General features: G+C 44.1%; 11 protein-coding genes. 3 read left to right on the top strand and 8 right to left on the bottom strand.

What is annotated here, in order from left to right:
• Window positions 1–2: 2 nt before the first annotated feature.
• Complete coding sequence (locus tag IQ276_RS31575) at window positions 3–5,891, bottom strand: PAS domain-containing protein (RefSeq protein WP_193915739.1); 5,889 nt, start codon at window positions 5,889–5,891, stop codon at window positions 3–5.
• Between the two features lie 171 nt (window positions 5,892–6,062).
• Here IQ276_RS31575 and ldpA point away from each other — a divergent pair, with 171 nt between their 5' ends.
• Window positions 6,063–7,232, top strand: coding sequence for a circadian clock protein LdpA (gene ldpA, locus IQ276_RS31570; protein ID WP_193919696.1), 1,170 nt, complete (start codon window positions 6,063–6,065; stop codon window positions 7,230–7,232).
• Window positions 7,233–7,445: 213 nt separating this feature from the next.
• Window positions 7,446–9,176, top strand: a complete 1,731-nt coding sequence (locus IQ276_RS31565) for a R3H domain-containing nucleic acid-binding protein (protein ID WP_190880459.1) — start codon at window positions 7,446–7,448, stop codon at window positions 9,174–9,176.
• A 177-nt stretch (window positions 9,177–9,353) separates the two neighbouring features.
• Here IQ276_RS31565 and IQ276_RS31560 read toward each other — a convergent pair whose 3' ends face one another.
• The 4 genes from IQ276_RS31560 to IQ276_RS31540 all read right to left on the bottom strand — a co-directional run bounded on the left by IQ276_RS31560 (window position 9,354) and on the right by IQ276_RS31540 (window position 14,860).
• The gene (locus IQ276_RS31560; protein ID WP_303820866.1) at window positions 9,354–10,022 is read right to left on the bottom strand and encodes an ABC transporter ATP-binding protein; all 669 of its coding nucleotides are present in this window, start codon (window positions 10,020–10,022) and stop codon (window positions 9,354–9,356) included.
• 184 nt (window positions 10,023–10,206) lie between these two features.
• Window positions 10,207–11,469, bottom strand: a complete 1,263-nt coding sequence (locus IQ276_RS31555; RefSeq protein ID WP_193919694.1) for an ABC transporter permease — start codon at window positions 11,467–11,469, stop codon at window positions 10,207–10,209.
• 389 nt (window positions 11,470–11,858) lie between these two features.
• Window positions 11,859–13,394: an efflux RND transporter periplasmic adaptor subunit gene (locus IQ276_RS31550; RefSeq protein ID WP_193919692.1), complete on the bottom strand. Its 1,536-nt coding sequence runs from the start codon at window positions 13,392–13,394 to the stop codon at window positions 11,859–11,861.
• 635 nt (window positions 13,395–14,029) lie between these two features.
• On the bottom strand, window positions 14,030–14,860 hold the full coding sequence (locus IQ276_RS31540; RefSeq protein WP_235116139.1) for a tryptophan 7-halogenase: 831 nt from the start codon (window positions 14,858–14,860) through the stop codon (window positions 14,030–14,032).
• Window positions 14,861–14,911: 51 nt separating this feature from the next.
• Between IQ276_RS31540 and IQ276_RS31535 the strand changes: the two genes are divergently transcribed.
• Entirely contained in the window at window positions 14,912–15,766 is an 855-nt protein-coding gene (locus IQ276_RS31535) for an IS5 family transposase (protein ID WP_235115308.1), read from the top strand.
• On the opposite strand, the gene IQ276_RS31530 is transcribed toward IQ276_RS31535, so the two are convergent.
• The 3 genes from IQ276_RS31530 to IQ276_RS31520 all read right to left on the bottom strand — a co-directional run bounded on the left by IQ276_RS31530 (window position 15,741) and on the right by IQ276_RS31520 (window position 19,472).
• Window positions 15,741–16,619, bottom strand: coding sequence for an FAD-dependent oxidoreductase (locus tag IQ276_RS31530; protein ID WP_228043349.1), 879 nt, complete (start codon window positions 16,617–16,619; stop codon window positions 15,741–15,743). The genes IQ276_RS31535 and IQ276_RS31530 overlap by 26 nt on opposite strands.
• A 90-nt stretch (window positions 16,620–16,709) precedes the next feature.
• Window positions 16,710–17,753, bottom strand: coding sequence for a methyltransferase (locus tag IQ276_RS31525; RefSeq protein ID WP_193920951.1), 1,044 nt, complete (start codon window positions 17,751–17,753; stop codon window positions 16,710–16,712).
• A 78-nt stretch (window positions 17,754–17,831) separates the two neighbouring features.
• Window positions 17,832–19,472 carry a cyclic peptide export ABC transporter gene (locus IQ276_RS31520; protein WP_193920953.1) on the bottom strand — a complete coding sequence of 547 codons (1,641 nt, stop codon included), beginning with the start codon at window positions 19,470–19,472 and terminating at the stop codon, window positions 17,832–17,834.
• Window positions 19,473–19,518: the final 46 nt, after the last annotated feature.

Below are 19,518 nucleotides of genomic sequence, written 5' to 3'. Positions count from 1 at the left end.
GTTTATGCACCGATGTTGGTAAAAGAAATTTTGAATTGTGTTCCCTGGTGACAGTCAATTTCGAGCTTTCCCCTCAACTGCTTGACTAAACCCTGAACAAGGGTTATGCCCAAAGTCTTGGCTTTCTTGCTATCAAAATTTTCAGGTAAACCAATACCATTATCTCGAACAATGAGTATCAAAGTACACTCAGATTCTTGATAAAACTTAACCTCAATTTCCCCTTCACGATTACCAACAAAAGCGTACTTCAAAGCATTGGAGACCAATTCATTGATAATCAAGCCGCAAGGAATGGCTGTTTCGATATCGAGGCTAGCATTATCAACCTGAATCGTCAGTTTAATTTGGCTGGAACTGACGTTATAGGAATCAAATAAATGAGTTGTTAAATCTGGGATGTATTGAGCGAAATCAATATCAGCGAGGTCATCAGAACGGTATAACTTTTCATGAACTAAGGCAATAGAGGCAATGCGGTTTTGGCTATCGCGCAGAATTGCAGTCACCTGAGGATCTTGTGTACGTCTGCACTGCATTTGCAGCAAACTGCTGACAATTCCTAAATTATTCTTCACACGATGGTGAATTTCTTTGAGTAACACTTCCTTTTCTTTAAGAGAAGCTTTGATTTTTTCCTGGGCTTGTTTATGCTCAGTAATATCTTGTTGGACAGCTACAAGGACGCTTCCATACTCCGGATGTTCAAAGACGGAACTCGTGGCATTACACCAGAAGGGAGTGCCATCTTTCTTAACATTATGAACTTCATAAGTGGCTTCACCGTGTTGGAACACAGCAGATCTAATTGCCTGGTTAACATCTTCAGGTGTATTACGTTCATCACCATAATTGACAATTGAAACATGCTGACCGATTAATTCACCAGAGTCATAGCCAAACATCTGGTCGAATTTCGGATTGGTGTAGACAAATACGGCATCAGTAGCTCTAACTAAGCAAATTCCCTCAGCCATATTTCGGGTAATTATTGCTTGTAGTTCTAACATCTGTTCAGCGCGTTTGCGATCGCTGATTTCCACAATTACAAAGCCTATGCCGATGGGTTGCTCAGCTTGAGAAGGAATTGGAAAGCAGGAAACTAACCACGTCCGCTTCACACCAGGAAGTTTTGGAGTTTCGCCACCGATTTCCAAATCCAGAATCGGTTTACCCATTGTTAAAACATGTTGAAAGATCGGTTCGAGCTTTCGTGCCAAATCAGGGATAATTTCCCACACAGTCTTGCCAATATGCGCTGTTGCGGCAATACCATTCATTTGTGCTAATGCTTGATTAACCAATGAGAAATGCAAATGGCGATCGAGGACAGTTAAACCAACAGGTGCGCTGCTAATGAAAGCATCTAATAACTTTTGCTGATGAGCCAGCTCTCGTTCCAGAATTTTACGTTCTGTGATGTCGATCGCCACCCTACCAACTAGCTTTTGTGCAGACAATCCCAAAATCGGAAACTTATATACCAAGAACTCTCCAAGAGTGCCGTCTGGTCTGTGAGCAACTTCCATTACCTCAAGTACCTGATTTGTCTCTATGACTGTGCGAATGTGATTAAAATGCTGCTGAGCAATTTCCGCTGGGTAAAGGTCAGAAATAAATTGCCCGATCACCTGTTCTGGTAGCAATTTAAATGTCCGTAGGTACGTTTGATTTAAGTAAAGGACACGCCCCTCGATATCGGTAATCCAAGCTAGCACCGGGCTATTGTTCATAAATGCCTGGAACCGGGCTTCACTTTCTCGCAGAGCTGCCTCTGCTTGCTTATGTTCGCTGATATTAATTATCACGCCCAACATCCGTACAGCTTCGCCTGCTTCATTGTAAACGCCGCGCCCTTTACCAGTGAGCCAATGAATACTAGCATCGGGGTAAATTACTCGATATTCAGCTTCATAATTAGTATGCTCTGCTAGGGCCTTGAATAAAGCCTGTTCAACTCGGTCAATATCCTCTGGATGCATAGAATTGCGCCATAGCCGATACTTGGCTGTTGATGTTTCTGGTTCCAACCCCAGCAAGCGAAAATGGTTGTCGTTCCAGATAACTTCTCCTGTTTTAACATTCCAATCCCAGAGACCGATGTTGTTAAATTCCAAGGTTAGTCTCAATTGTTCTTCACTTCTGGCTAAAGCTGCTTCGGTTTGTTTGCGTAAGTGCAGCTCGTCATAGACATCGCTGATATCCCGATGAGTACCAGTCATCCGCAAAGGGTTACCTTGTTGATCCCGCATGACAACTTTGCCATAGTCGGCAACCCATTTGTATTCACCGGATTTAGTTCGGAGCCGATAGTCAAATTTGTAAGGTACTGAACTGTCCTTGAGGTGGGCTGCCATAATTTCCTCTACCCAAGCCCGATCCTCTGGATGAACTAATCGCTTCCAAGTACTCAAATTTTGCGGAAGTTCATCGAAGGCGTATCCGAGCATTTCTAAATACCGAGGGCTGTAATATACCTCTCCAGTCAGAATATTCCAGTCCCATAAACCATCCCCAGAAGCTTCAAGTGCTAATTGTAGTCGTTCCTCACTTTCTCGGAGGGCTATTTCGGCTCGTTTGCGTGCAGTAATATCCGTGACTCGTACTAGGTTCATCGCATTGCCAGCAACCGTGATTTGTTTGACTGCGATGTTTCCCCAAAAGCAATTGCCCTGCTTGGTCACATATTCAATTTCTCGACTCCAAAACCCTTGGTGCTTAATTTCTTCGGTTATGGAGTCTAACTCATCACGGGTAAACTGTTGTTTTTGCAGAGTGTTACCTTCAATGCTAATGAGTTCAGCTTTGCTAGAGGCTGCAAATAGCTTCACTGCTCGCTGATTACAGTCAGTGGTCAGTAATGTTTCTAGATCCACCAGAAAAAGCGCATCAGCGGATTCATCATAAACAGCTTCTAGCAAGTCACGGTTACGGATGATTTCTAACTCGGCTTGTTTACGTTCTGTAATATCTAGAATAGATCCCAACAGTTTAACTGCCTGCCCTTGAGGGTTATAAGCTATCTCTGCTTTAGCCTCAACGTAGCGGATTGAGCCATCTGGCCGGACAATTCGATACTCAATATTGAAAGGGGTTTTTTGGGCGATCGCTCGTTCAAAATTGTTCTGAAATAGTGTGCGATCCTCCGGGTGAAGCATCTGGAGAAATTCTGGTTGGTTCGGTTCCCTTTGACTTGGATTGAGACCAAAAATGCGAAAAGTTTCCCTTGACCAGGAGCGCTTTTTCATTTCTAAGTCCCATTCCCAACTGCCTACATGGGCGATTTGTTGAGTAGTGGCTAGCTGCGCTTCACTTTGTCGGAGTTTTTCCTGGGCAAGTTTGCGTAAGCGAAGCTCTTCGTAGACATCGTTCATGTCCCCAAGTGAACCCACAAGTCGCACTGGATTTCCTAGTTCATTCCAAATAGCTTTTGCCCGCGATCGCACCCAGCGATAGCTGCCGTCCTTACACCGCAGACGATACTCGACGTTATAATCTGGAACTTGCCGCTGCAAATAAGCTTCTTGTGCAGCCATGACTCTGGTATAGTCATCCGGGTGGATGCGAGTAGCCCACTCATCATCGCCATCGCTAATTTCGTTGGGTTCATATCCCAAAATTGCGAACCAACGATCGGACCGGAAGGTTTGATTAGTAGAGATGTCCCAATCCCAAATTGCTTCATTAGTACCAGCGATCGCTAATTGCCAACGTTCTTCAGCTGTTTGGCGATCGCGCAGCGCAACTTCCCGTTCGGTGACATCTTGAGCAGTGCCATAAAGCCGGATTACCTGTCCATCGACGTTGAATTCTGCATGTCCAATGCCCTCGAAGTAGCGATTAGAACCATTTGCCTGGGGTACGCGGAGAATTTGTTTGTAAGACTCACCAGTGGCGATCGCTCGCTCAACACTTTGGTGTAATTTCTGGCGATCTTCAGGGTGATACAATTGCAGATTTTCTTCATAAGTCGGTTCCAGAAGTGTGGGTTCCCGATTGAAGAGGTCGAAAAGTCCCTTCGACCAGATAATTTTACCAGTGGCAAGTTCATATTCCCAATTACCAAGACGAGCAACTCGCTGGGATTCTTCTAGCAAACCTTGACTCTTGCGTAGCGTTTCTTCAGTGCGCTTGAGGTCGGTGACATCTACCACCAATCCATCCCAAGCCATACGCCCATCCTTTAACTGGCGTGGTTTGGAACGAAAATGCAACCATTTGAGTTGACCGCTGGGGGTTTGGATTCGCAGCTGAATATCAAACACAGACAAATGACGCATGGACTCTTCAACAGCAGTCTGTAGCTGGGGAACATCCTCTGTGATGAACTGCCGATAAAGCAAAGATGAATCTCTAAGTGCATCTTCTACCCTGACTTCCGTCAGTCTTTCAATTCCGCCACTCAGGTAGGAAAAGCGATCGCTACCATCCAATTCCCGGATCACCCGATAAACTGCGCCATTGGGCAGATTATCTCCAATTAAGTGCAACATCACTTCACGTTCATGCAAAGCAAGTTCTGTTTGTTTGCGTTCAGTGATATCTCGCCCTTCGGGAATCAACAAAACTACTTGACCGATTTCGTTTTGCAGTGGACGCAGCGAAAAATCGATTGTTGCTACTCGGTTATTTGCCCCAATCACATCAACTTCATAGCGGATAAACTCCCCTTGAGCTGCACGGGCGATGGCTTGTTTTAATTGTTCTTGGGTTTGTGGTGAAATCGTCCACCAGTGTGCTTCCCAAAAAGGAAGATTGATGACATCCTCTAGCTTCAGTCCAGCAAAACTGAGGGCAGTCTGGTTTGCTTCCAGAAGAATGCCATCTGGAGTCAATAAACCTGTGAATTGGAAAGTGTTATTGAAGATAGCACGGAATCGGCGATCGCTTTCCTCTAGTGCAGCAGTGCGTTCCTGGACTTTAGCTTCCAACTGAGTGTTCAGGGTTTGCAGATTTTGGTAAAGTTGAGCTTGTTGGATGGCGATCGCTAGTTGCACCGTCAATTGTTTGAGCAATTCCACCTCAAATGTCTGCCATTGTCGGGGAGCAGAACATTGATGCACAATAAATAGCCCCCAAAGTTCAACCTCTGGAGTTCCTTGGTTTTCCAGCACAATGGGGACAACTAGATTCGCCTTCACCTGAAACTGTTCTAATAATTGAATATGGCAGTTACTTAAACCCGCTTCATAGATGTTCGTCGTTGTCCAGATTTTTCCTTGACGGTATTCTTGCCTCTGGTTTTCCTGAAAACAAGTGGCTTCAATCTCAAGTCCCAAACTTGGTGTCCATTCAGGTAATACCGACTCCGCCACAACCCTGTCCTTCATTTCAGGTGTAAGTTTATATACTAATACTCGATCGGTTTTGAGTAACTGGCGAACTTCTTGAACACTAGTAGCAAGGATGTCTTGCAGCTTGAAAGATTGGCGGATACGCAGAGCGATCGCTCCAACTAGGCGTTGTTGTTCCTGCTGCTGTTGTAGCTGCTGCATGAGCTGCATTTGCTTGATTGCTCCATGAATTGCTCGGCACAAACTGTCACGAGTCAATTTTCCCTTTACCAAATAATCATGCGCTCCATTCTTGATGGCTTGGACTGCGATCGCTTCATCACCCTGTCCAGTCAGCATAATTACTGAAATTTGGCTACCTTGGGTTTGCCTTTGTAGCTCAGTGAGAAATTCCAGCCCGTCTAAATCCGGCAATTGATAGTCCAACAAAACCACATCCGGTGTTGTAGCTTGACAACTGTGCAGCGCCTCCTCCCCAGACTCAAATTCGTAAATATTGTAGGTGTGGCGATCGTCTTGCTCTAACAAGCGTCGATATAAAGCTCTGTCTTGGGCAGAGTCTTCCACAAAGAATACAGTTGTTGAATCGGCTGTCATGTATGGCGCGACCTTTCTTGAAATATGGGGAGTAGGGAGTGGGGAGTGTGGGGGAGTGTGGGGAGATTAGAAAAAAGCTTCCCACACCTCCCAATGACCCAAATCAGGAAATCCGGACTTTTTATTTATGACACACTACTATTTTTAGTCGCATAAACGCATAATAGAAATGTGACTGATCTGTTCGCCCCTTTACAATCTCTAAAACTTGGTCACTGGTTTAAGCTCATCTGCGGAGCCAGTTTCCAGCATCTCCCGGCAGTCAGAAGTTTAACGTTAGCCTACACTTTGGCGGGCGCTGACTGCATAGATGTCGCAGCTGATCCGGCGGTAATCGCAGCAGCCCAAGCAGCGCTACAAGTAGCCAAGGATTTGGCTAGGGATGCTCAAGAGCGAGGCTTTGGCTACAAAGGCAACCCACCCTTTTTAATGGTCAGCCTGAACGATGGAGAAGACCCCCATTTTCGGAAAGCAGAATTTAATTCTACTCAGTGTCCTACAGATTGCCCTAGACCCTGTGAAAGGATTTGTCCGGCACAAGCAATCGTGTTTAACAGTATAAAAGAAGACTTTTCAGGAGTAGTAGCTGAAAAATGCTACGGCTGTGGTCGTTGTATACCAGTTTGCCCATATGATATAATTTATACAAATTCATATATGTCAACGCCGGGAGCGATCGCGCCATTGGTAATGTCAACGGGAGTAGATGCCGTAGAAATCCATACAAAAGTCGGGCGGTTGGCAGAATTTGAGCGATTGTGGCAAGCAATTTCACCGTGGGCCGATCAACTAAAGGTAGTAGCCATCAGTTGTCCCGATGGCGAGGGGATGACTGACTACCTAAAAGCGTTGTATGATCTGATTACACCACTCAAAAGTACTTTAATTTGGCAAACCGACGGTCGTTCCATGAGCGGTGATATCGGCGACGGCACCACAATAGCCGCGGTCAAATTGGGGCAAAAAGTTTTGGCAGCTAAGTTACCGGGATATGTGCAGTTAGCAGGCGGCACAAATAGGTATACCGTTCCTAAATTAAAGGCAATGGGACTACTGAAAGAGGCTGAGGAGCAGGGGAGCAGGGGAGCAGGGGAGAAGCAAGAATCTTTCTCCTCTGCCCCTCTGCCGCTCTGCCCCCCCTCCTCGATTTCTGGGATTGCCTACGGTAGCTACGCCCGTGTACTGCTGTCACCGATTCTCGAACAGTTAGAGAATAAGGAGGTAAGTAACAGCACTGTTAGGGCAACTGTTCGCCTAGAAGAAGAAGAGGTATTACTTTGGCAAGCTGTAGAGTTAGCCCATTCTCTCGTTTCGCAGATCAAATCACACCAGGAGCGTTAATCACTCTAAGATAGAAGTATGTTTACTTTCTCAATTCTGTTACCAGGAAAGAGAAAATGAGCATTAATTTGAGCATGGTTGCTGAGCATGAAAATATACCCATGATTCATACTCAAATACTGAAAGTAGGGTATTTGAGCATTAGATGAGCAGTTGAGAGCAATTACAAGCTGAAAGTATCGATTTACCGTTGTTTCCGTCACCATAGAAAGCATGACGATTACAGACGATCTCCAAAAGTTATTAGACATTTTGCCCCAAGACCTGCGACAACTACTAGAGAGTCATCCTAAACGAGATAGTTTAGTTGAAGTGGTCTTGGATTTGGGTCGTCGCCCAGAGGCTCGCTTTCCTAATCAAGCCGAGTATCTGAGCGAAACACCCGTTACTCAAGAACAGATAGATGATTGCATTCAACGAGTTGGAATCTTTGGCGGAGATAATCGGGCAGGAATTGAGCAAACTTTACATCGGATCAGCGCCATCCGCAACCGCAGTGGCAAGATTATTGGCTTGACCTGTCGCGTTGGTCGCGCGGTGTTCGGAACCATCGGCATGATCCGCGATTTGGTAGAAACTGGTAAATCGATTCTCATGCTGGGGCGTCCAGGCGTGGGCAAAACTACTGCCTTACGGGAAATCGCCCGTGTTTTAGCGGATGATCTGCTCAAACGAGTTGTGATTATTGACACATCCAATGAAATCGCTGGGGATGGTGATGTTGCTCACCCCGCCATTGGTCGCGCTCGGCGGATGCAAGTGGCTCATCCAGATCAACAGCATCAGGTGATGATTGAAGCAGTGGAAAACCATATGCCAGAAGTCATCGTCATTGATGAAATTGGTACGGAACTGGAAGCTTTAGCGGCTCGTACCATTGCTGAACGGGGTGTACAGTTGGTTGGTACTGCCCACGGTAATCAAATTGAAAACCTGATCAAAAACCCCACCCTGGCTGATTTAATTGGGGGTATCCAAGCTGTGACTCTGGGAGACGACGAAGCTAGACGCCGAGGTTCTCAAAAGACTGTTTTAGAACGCAAAGCTCCTCCTACCTTTGAGATTGCTGTGGAAATGTTGGAACGGCAGCGCTGGGTAGTACACGAAAGCGTTGCTGACACAGTAGATAATCTGTTGCGGGGTCGCCAGCCTAGCCCACAAACGAGAACCGTTGATGACCAGGGCAAAGTTGCAATTACACGGCAGTTAGCTGTGGTTAACGGGCGCGGTGGGCATCTAGGGACAGGAGAGGAATCTTTCTCTTCAGGGCGACAGTCCAACGGCTGGCGTTCATCTGGACAAATGGTAGCACTGCCAGCGTTGCCTGTAGAGCGGGTAACTGGACGCAGTGAGTTTGACCGTTTGCTGGATGAATCCTTCAATTATTCTGAGAGCATTGATTTGGATGCTATCAGACAGCCAGGACCAAATGGTGAAGATTTGCCACTGCATGTTTACCCCTATGGCGTTAGCCGCCACCAACTCGAACAGGTAATCAGCGTGTTAACTTTACCCGTGGTATTGACAAAAGACATAGATAGTGCTGATGCAATTTTAGCACTGCGATCGCACGTCAAAAACCACGCCAAATTACGCCAAATGGCCAAAGCCCGTCACGTGCCTATCCACATGATTAAATCCAGCACCATTCCGCAAATTACCCGTGGCTTGCGGCGGTTGCTGAATATGGACGACCCAGACATGGCTGACGACCGAGAACTGCAACTGTTTTTGCACAGTGGTAGCGATGACGAAATGGACGCCCTAGAAGAAGCTAGACTTGCGGTTGAGCAAATTGTGATTCCCAAAGGACAGCCAGTTGAGTTATTGCCTCGTTCTCCCCAAGTCCGCAAAATGCAACATGAGTTAGTAGAACACTATCGACTCAAGTCCCACAGCTTTGGCGAAGAACCAAATCGGCGTTTGCGGATTTATCCGGCGTAACCTCACCCCTAACCCCTCTCCGAAACGGAGAGGGGATTTAATGGAAGATACTTGATGTCTTATAGAGAGTTTTCTCTGAGAAAAGTAAAACAAGACTTTTATCTCAGTCTAGTAGAAGGTGGGCGATTTTTACCGACCATAGAACCAATTTCACCTAGTCCTCTGCTGGCTGAATTTTTAGAACACCACTCCATCTTGAATGTGAATTACTCTTTTCGTTTGAGCGGCTATGGCCGATTCATGGGTAATTAATATGATGGTGATCCCTTGCTCGTTGAGTTCAGTCAGGAGATTCATCACATCTTTAGAAGTTTGAGTATCCAATGCGCCAGTCGGTTCATCAGCCAACACTAGCGCTGGATGATTCACGAGTGCCCGCGCGATCGCCACTCGCTGTTGCTGTCCTCCTGATAACTGATTCGGACGACTCTCAAGCCGTTCGCTTAAGCCAACCCCCATCAGCGCTTTCTTTGCACGCTCTCGACGAATAGGTTTTGGGACATTGGCATACACCATCGGCAGCATAACGTTTTCTAGCGCAGTGGCACGTGGAAGTAAATTAAATTGCTGAAACACAAATCCAATACGTTGATTGCGGATATAAGCAAGTTCATTGTCATCATAAGTATTTAGGTTATTGCCTTCAAAAAAATAATTGCCGCTCGTCATGCGATCGAGACAGCCGACAATATTCATCAGTGTGGTTTTTCCTGAACCAGATACGCCCATAATGGCAACATATTCACCTTCTTCGATCACTAAATCAATTCCTTTGAGAACCGGAACGGAAATTTCTCCCAATTGATAGGTTTTAGTAACTCCTTCCATCCAAATCATCGTTGTCATCAAACACCTCTATGGCAAGTTATGCCAATTCAAAATTCAAAATGACGCTCTCTACGAGACGCTCTTGCTAGCTTGCTTCTTTGCAGGAGTACGCGGACTCGCTAACAAAATTCAAAATTAAGAAAGCTAAATTTCATCTGTGTTTCTAGGCTTGTATCTGTCACATTCTTTTTTTAAATTGGTATTACTCACTACGAAGCGCGACAATCGGATCGAGTTTTGCAGCATTTCGCGCGGGAATTAGACCAGCCGCTAACCCAACTGCCGCTGATAAACCAAATCCAACCACAATTGACCAAACTGATACGACAAACGGGAATTTAAAGAGTACAGAACCAAGGTAGGCAACAATAATTCCCGTACCCGCACCGATGCTCCCTCCAATTGTGGAAATAGCGATCGCTTCCACTAGAAACTGCTTCATAATTGCGGAATTAGTCGCACCCAAGGCTTTACGAATGCCAATTTCGCGGGTACGTTCGACAACAGACACTAACATAATATTTGCAATGCCAATGCCACCCACCAGTAGAGAGATACCCGCGATCGCAACAACCATGAGTGTGAGTAATCCCACAACAGTCGTAAATGTCTGGACAATATCAGCTTGATTGCTGATATGAAAATCATCATCTTTAGAGTTGTAGATGTGATGTCGTAACCGCAATAAATTTGCTATCTGAAATTGTGCAGCAACAAGAGCATTTTGATTTTCTCCTTTGATATAAATTGAATTGACAGAAATACCTGCTATAGCATTGTTGCCAACAATACGGGCAGACATTGTTGTTAGGGGAATATAAACCGCATCATCGCGATCGATGGGCCCTTGGTTACCTTTGGCTTCCATAATGCCGATAACGCGATAAAGTTCGCCTTTGATGCGAATTTTCTCATCCAACGCTGGTTTGTTTCCAAACAGGGTTCGTTGTACGGTTGGACCAAGAATTACCACTTGGGCAGAGCTATCAAGTTCTTGTTGATTAAAATAGCGTCCTATCTGCGGATGGGTATTGCGGGCATCGGGATAGTTTAAGTCAGTGCCGTAGACGGTGGTGTTCGTATTCGTTCCACCGTAGACTATTTGCGCGGGTTGCTGTAGAGTTGCCGAGACAAGTTTGGCAGACGGGGCTTCTTTAGCAATGGCTTTTGCATCTTCCCATGTCAAGGTGCTTAAAGTTCCTGCACCCAGCATGATGTTCTCACTTTTAGCAGCACCCGCTGATACTTGGAGTACATCGGTTCCCAATGCTTGAATCTGCTGCTCAACGCTTTTCTGAACACCTTGTCCGATGGAAGTAATCGAAATTACAGATGTGATGCCAATAATTACACCAAGCATCGTCAATCCAGTGCGAAGCTTATTGCTCCACAGTGCTTCAGCTGCAATTTCTACAGTTTCAGTGAAAGATATCTCCTGGCTTGATTTTCTGGTTAACTTTTTCATTGGCTCAATCTCCTACTTAAAATAATTCGTAATTCGTAATTCGTAATTCGTAATTGAATTAGTTGAGGATTTAGATCCCAACTAATTCTCAACCGCTAATTTCAAAAATTTAGCTCTTGAATCAAACCCTCTTAATTACGAATTACAAATTAGTAATTAGGTTGATGGGAGAAGTAGTATTTGCTTTGCTCCAATTAAAAATTAAAAATTAAAAAACCATATAAGCCAATACAGTTCAGATAAGACCAAAACACTTGTAGAGACGGCGATTTATCGCGTCTCGAAAACCCACAATTTTGTACAATTAGCCTTTAACTGAACCGTATTGCCATATAAGCCCTTAAATTCATTTATGTGGATGTTCATTTTTAATTCTTAATTCTTAATTTTTAATTCCCCAAAGGGGTTGACTGTGAGTTGTTATTTTTGCTGTTAGGATTGCCAAACGGCCCCTGAAATTCTGACTTTGGCTGCGTTCCAGGTGGAAAGCTGATTAAGACTCGTTCGTTGCCTGTGAGTCCAGACTTGACTTCAGTGCGATCGCCAACTGTAGTACCGAGTTCGATTGGTTTAAAGACGGGCTTTTGGTCTTGACTCATCACATACACACCCGCTCTGTTTTCCTGCCGTACAATCGCAACCGATGGAACCACAATGGCATGATTGAGTTCCCCAATCAGAAATTCGACTTCTACGTTCATGCCTGCTTTGAGCAATTGTTGTGCCGTTTCTTCTAAGGCAATTTTGACCTCAAAGCTAGTCACGTTTTGAACGGTAGATGCCTGTGCTGCGATTTGACTAACTTTTCCTTTAAAGGTGCGATTCGGATAAGCATCAGCTTTGACCAACACCTTCTGACCGACTTTAACGAGAGGAATATTGGCTTCATCCAGATTTGCCACAATTTCATTAGTTGCAGCCAATGTCAAAATTGAGTTCGAGGCTGCTCCTTCTACAGCACTTCCGGGTGTAGTTGGTGTGACAAACGAACCTGGCTCGGCATATTTTTTCGTCACAGTACCATCGAACGGTGCAGTAATAATCGTGTCATTAATTTGGGTTTGAATAGTTTCTAATTTGCCTCGTGCAGACTCGACTTGTGCCCGTGCTGCATCAATATCTTCCGGACGAGATCCAGCTTTTAGCAAATTCAGCGCCTCTCGGCGTTGTTCAACTTGCGCTCGCGCCTGAGCAATTTCTTCGGGACGAGTTCCTCGTTTTTGCAGAGTCAAAGCGGCTTGGGCTTCTTTGACTTGGGCTTGAGCGCTATTGCGATCGGCTTGTCGTTGATTCAAGGTTTGCCGCGAAATCGCTCCTTGTTTGAAGAGCTGTTGATTGCGCTGTAAATCATCTTCTGCCTGTTGCAATTTGGCCTGGGCTTGCTCTAACCGAGCTTGTGCCTGAGAAATATCTTCAAAGCGATTACCTGCTTGTAATTGTTGTAATCTGGCTTCTGCTTCAGCGAACTGGGCTGCGGATTGAGCGATTTCTTGGGAGCGATTACCACTCAAAAGCTTCTTCAAATTGGCTTGTTGTTGCGCTAACTGTCCGCGAGATTCAATTAGCTGTCCTTGGAGATTCGAGTCATCCATATAGGCAAGTATTTGGCCTTGACGAACGCGATCGCCTTCTTTGACAAGCAATCGTTTGAGATATCCTGCACTTTTTGGACTTAAATTGATCGTACGCTCTGCTTTAACGGTGCCATTGGCAGTAAGAGTAATCGGTAAACTCCGTTGCTCCAGCGGAACCGTCAGGATTTGGTTTTGCAGGTTTTGAGACGGTGCGATCGCTCGGGAAATCATAAATCCCCCACCTGCAACTCCTGCCAGTAAAAGCAAACCAATGAGCCAACGAGATTGAAGTTGTTTTCGCAAACAGATTGGCCACAGATTTTGTTGCAATGACTGGAAGTTGATACTCATATTGAGCGCTCCTTGATGTGAACATGTTCACGATTAATCGTGGGACATATCGGTTCAAAACATTAGACTTGCCGGGAAATCAAAGAGAATACACAGCAGTGTAGGAAAGGATGATGCTGAATATTGAAGTGCGCTCAAGCAAGCTCGGCTGTTGCAGACATTAACTGAATTGAATCGGAAAACGTTTGATGCCCTATTGCTCACCTTTAGCACCATCTACTTTGAGACTCACCTCATCAACGTGCCTTCGATGGAGGACGCGCCCGCTTGCGAAAAGCTCAAGACAAATTGTTTTTCATCGTGTCCTACTTCAAATGTTACCTGAGCTTTGATGTGGCGGGACTCCTGTTGAATATGCATCGCTCACAGATACATGATGTGAATGCATCGATATTTTTCTGAGATGCTATGCTTGGAACCTCATACCGTTTCACTTGAAGGTTGATACAAATACCTTGGTAGGGTAGCACAGCTGTGCTGCCCTACGGTAAATATATATGTATCAAGGTTTTCGTGAAATGTATCACAAATTGTGCAGTGTTTCAGCGCGATCGCACTAAAGCCAAAGATGTAGAGTCAGTAACCCACACTCTACTGGTAAAATTAGCTATTTTATTGATTGCGACAATCAATCATTATTTGTTTAAAATTGCAGAGCGATATACAAAATTAGTATCAAATCTATTTTCGCTCAGATACTCCGATTGCTCTTGAGACTTAATGATATAAGTTAAGTATTCGTACTGTGATGGTAAAGTACCTTTCAAGTAATTAGCTCTTTCCTTAATGACATTAAATGCATGGATGGCGTTTCGTTCGTCAATACGATCCAAAGCAGGTAGATTCTTTAAAGGCGCATAATTGAGTCCAAGCAACATCACAGAATAAGAGTAAGACTCAAAGCCATGATAATTGCGATCGATGTTTTTGCTATTTGGCAATCGATTTTTCCACAACCGCAATCTTTCGCGTAATTCTTCCGGAACAACAATCTTATGCTTAGTTGCTTTCCAGAATGGCGTATCTGCTCTATCACTGGCACAGTAATGCAGCGTCAAAAAGTTACGAACACCATCTATGCACTCAGCAATAGTTTTGTTGTAGCTTTTGATAAATTCCTCGTTGAAGGTTTTGTCTGGGAAGTGAGCGAGCAACTCTTCAATACCGTGTTGGATAAAGAATATGCCCGTAGATTCCAATGGTTCTACAAATCCACTGGATAGACCAATTGCTACACAGTTCTTTACCCATGAATTGCGGTTTCGTCCCACCCGCATTTTAATGTGCGATGCCTTGCAATTCTGTGCAGCCACTCCTAAGTGCTGGCGAAATTCCTGTTCTGCCTTTTCTTCTGAGAGAAACTCACTAGAGTAAACATATCCCGTACCAATTCTGCCATACAGAGGTATATTCCAAACCCAACCAGATGTCAGCGCAGTAGCGGTTGTATAGAACCCATTTGACATCTTGTGAGGTTTTGAATTAAGGTACTCCTCAGCATCTAAAATCCAATACTAATGGCGTATTCCAGCAACCTCACTGATGCAGAATGGGAAATTTTTGAACCCTTATTGCAAGAGATATTACCGACTAAGAAGCAGACTCGACCGACCAACTGGCCAAAGCGAGATATCTTCAATGGAATTCTCTATCAACTAAAAAATGGATGCAATTGGCAAGACTTACCTAAAGACCTCCCCCCTTATTCCACTGTATATTGGCACTACAAACAGTGGCGAGCAGCCGGGGTATTTGAGGAACTGATGAGTGTCTTACATGGACAAGTGCGTGAACAGGTAAAAAAAAAACCGCACTGGACGACATTGATCATCATTGACTCCCAAGCAGTGAAAAATACCTGCAACGCCAGTGTGGAGTCGAAAGGTTTTTGCTTCTACAAAGCCACCAACGGTATTAAAAGGCATTTGGCTATTGACACCCTTGGGTTTCCCTTTTTTACGCTCTGTACTCGCGCCAATGTCTCGGATGATGCCGGATTAATTGAGATGTTTACTCTCAACATCGACTACTTCAAGTCAAAACCTATCGATATTCCCAAGATTACTATCCTGCTAGATCATGGGTATCACCCAGAATATTTGACTCAGGAGTTAGAGCGAATTTACCCAGAGATCATGACCAAAATTCAGTTTCAACTTTCTACGAAACCCTCAAAACAAGAGAAAGCGGCACAAGGAAAATCTGGATTTGTTCCGGCAATAGCTAGATGGGTGATCGAACGCTCCAATGCTTGGATGGAGCGCTGTAAAATTCTGGTTAAGAACTTTGAACGAACCCTGGTTAGTGCCACTGCCAAACTCAATATCTGCTTCATCAGGCTAATGATTAAGAGGCTTGCAGCACCTTCTTAGATGTCAAATGGGTTCTATAAGGGTTGATGCCATCCTTCTTAATATCGGTTGGTACTTGCATGGCGATCGCTCTGTCGCACAATAAGGACTCAGAGAAAGAAATGAATGGTTCCCTCAAAGCTTTATTAATCAACAGACCGCGGAAACCAGTACAGTCTATAAATAGGTCTGCATTGATATTGCCATGCTCTTTGGTAATAATACTATCGATGCTGCCATTTTCTGATAGCTTCACATCCATAACGTCATCAACAATTTGTGTCACACCTCTTTGCTTGGCATAATCTTTTAGGAATCTTGCCAACAAATTAGCGTCAAAATGATAGGCGTAAGGGTACTGAACTTTGAGATCTGCCAATACATTTTTCTCCGGGATAGACTCGCCAGAGAATAAGTTTTGAACTTTACGATCAAAAACAGTGCCATCAAAATATCTAGGAGACCGCTGATTATCGCATAGTAATGGGATGAGAAAACAAGCATAATCGAATGGCTCTTCGCTGCGCTTCATTTTCAGCCACCATTCTGCAATATCAAAACCTTCTACCATTTCATACCTTTGAAAAGGATGGTAAAAGTGTCGTCTTTGTGCATTCCAGTTGACGAACTTAATTGCCATCTTGTAACTGGCATTGCATTTTGGCATCCATTCGCTCTCTTGTAAGCCGAGAAAATCAAAGAATACTTTGATGGTACTAAAAGTAGCCTCACCAACTCCAATTGTTGTAATGTTGGAAGACTCAACTAAAGATATTTGCATATTTTTGCTCAAAGCTTTGCTCAAATATGCTGCGGTCATCCAACCAGCAGAACCACCACCAACAATTACGATGTTCTGAATTTGCTGTGACATAATGAAATTCCTCCGAAAGGCTTTCATTAGATATTTTTTAGAGAATAGGAAAAGATATTTTCATCATTTGTTGTTAACCCTGTTGGCAATCTAGACTTTCACTGCCTCAATCACATCTACGGGAGCCTGGGTAGAAAAAACTTTCCTGACCATAAAGCCAGCCGCAGCTAAAAGCTCTCGATATTCGGTTTCTGTACGCTCACGACCATCACCCATCAAAAGCATGTGCAGATCGAACCACTTACTTAAAGATGGCTGGTTAGCTGATGGAATCACTGCCTCAAAAACGATCAATTTACCATTGTCCACCATCGCCTGGTGGCAGTTCTTGAGGATGGCGAGAGCATTTTTATCATCACAGATGTGGAGAATGTGCTTCAAGATATAGCCATCCCCTCCTTTTGGCACGAACTGCAAGAAGTCTCCTCCGACAATTTCACAGCGTTCTGCAACTCCTTTTGCTTTGAGCAGATGTTTTGCTCCTTGAACAATGGGTGGTTGGTCGAAGAGGATACCCTTCATTGTTGGATTTGCCTTGAGGATTGCGACCATGAGAGCGCCTTGTCCGCAGCCAACATCAACAATCTTGCTGAATGCCGAAAAGTCATAGCTAGCCAGCATTGTAGGGATCAGCGATGTGGTAAAAGCGTTTATTGCTCCTTGGAGCATTAGAACTATTTCTGGGTGTTGCATTAGATACGATCGATCTTCCATCCCGTAGAGATTCTCAAAAACATTTTTTCCTGTTTTAATGCTCTCAAGCAGGCTACCGCAGGCTTGCCAGAACCAAGGTTCACCAAGAGCGATCGCAAAAGCACGCATTGAACCTGGAATATCAGTTTGGAGACATTCTCCAAGGGGCGTTAACTGAAATTTTCGATCATCAACTTCAGTAAATATACTAATACTACATAAAGCACGCATCATCCGATACAGAGATTGAGCATCTACATCAGTTAATTTTGCTAGTTCGTCACTGCTTTTTGCACCGTCTTTGAGTAAGTCAGCAATACCTAACTTGGCTGCTACGTAAATTGCTTGTGTGACAAACGTACCATTGCTCATTTGCAACAGTTTTTCGGGCAGATTCAGGTTAGTTTGGATGGTTCCGTGAATAGCTTCTGTTTGAAACATGATGATTTCCGATGAATTTGTATATGAAAGAATGACGAAAAAAATTGTGGAATCTATCTCAAATTTTCCGAACAAAATTTACAAAGCTAAGCTGAGAGGGTGTTGGTCATACTCAACTTTGCCGCTATCTAGTTTTATGATTCGATCTGCTAAGTAAAAGTAGTGGTCGTCATGGCTGATGACTAAAACGGTCTTACCACGCTGCTTTAACTCTGACACTAGTTGGGTGTAAAAAATCTGCTTAAACATAGGGTCTTGGTCAGATGCCCACTCGTCGAATACGTAAATAGGGCGGTCTTCTAAATAAGCAGTCAAGAGTGCAAGGCGTTTGCGTTGACCTTGTGAAAGTGCAGTGCTGGAGAAATGTCCATCTTTCACTTGCACTTTTTTGTCTAGTTGCAGCTGTTTGAGGTAGTGTTGAGTTTGTTTATCTATTCGATCGCGTTCAAATCCTAAGAGACGGTCAAACAAGTAAAAATCTGAAAACACTACTGAAAAATGCTGGCGATACCACTCTCGGTTAGCCTCAGTAATGGTTTCTCGACCTAAGCGAATTGTTCCACTTTCAGGAATATAAAGTCCGGCTATCAACTTCACCAATGTAGACTTTCCACTACCGTTACCACCGACAATAAAGACCAATTCTCCGGGAGAAAATATTAAGTTAATTGGCCCTAAAATAAATTGACTTACTTCTCCTTCTCGTTGATAAGCATGAGTCACTTCGATTAACTCTAGTTTCTGCTGCTGAAGTTTGAAGTATGAGGATAGAGAAATATCAAGTTCAGTTGTTTGAGCGGCCAGCGATAATCCCAAAGACTCTATCTTGTTGACAGCAACATTAGCTCTCATTAATTCGGGCAACATTGCTGAAATCATTTGCAGAGGCATAAGCATGAATACTATTGTCAGAACAAAGCCTGAAACAATACTCATCGATATGTCACTCACCAAAGGTAAAACAAACAACAACAATCCTATGGGAATAAATAACACGAGGATTGCCGAACCCCCGACTATTCCAAACATTGTCATTGCTGCTACTTGGTAACGTCGGGAAGCCGCAGCTGTAGCTTCTACATCTTCACGGACAAATGCTTGACGGCGCTGATGGTGTAGTTTAAGTTCTTTAATACCCTCAGTAGTGGTTTGGAAGTGAGCAAGCAATCGGTCTTGTTGTTTGCGGGCAAGCTCGAACAAACGTCTGCCTTTGCCCATCAAGAAACCGAAGAAAGAGAAGCCCAAAAATATATACACTACTAACAGTAAAAACACTTTTACTGATAGCCAACTCAGATAGAGCATACAGCCAAGTAACATCGCTATATTCAGGCATAGAATGGAAAGGGAAAGCGATGCTTTAGAAATTACCTCCACATCCTCTGTCAAGCTTGCTAGTAATGTTGGACTTCCAAGCTCTTCCAATTGGCGCAAGGGAGCAGCTAGAATACGCCGAGTTAATTGCATTCTTAGGTCGAAGATGACATGTTGTGCCAACATACTAAGCAATATTTGAGATGGAGCATTTGTCAGCAAAATTAACAAGCAAAGACCAACGAAACTACTAGCGAGAACTGATTTTGGTACTTCTGGATTCGTTAAAGAGATGTTAATGAGAGCAATCAGTCCTGCGTTACTAACTCCGCTGATTAACCCCGTTAGCATGGCTAAAGTCAGGTTTTTCCAGGAAGTTTTCAAAAGTAGTCGTATGAGTTTCATGCAATCTTAATCCGTTTATTTTGCCAAAATTATCAGTAGAATGTAG

The organism is Desmonostoc muscorum LEGE 12446 (genome assembly GCF_015207005.2).
Taxonomy (GTDB): domain Bacteria; phylum Cyanobacteriota; class Cyanobacteriia; order Cyanobacteriales; family Nostocaceae; genus Nostoc; species Nostoc muscorum.
This window is presented reverse-complemented; position numbering and strand designations above follow the sequence as displayed.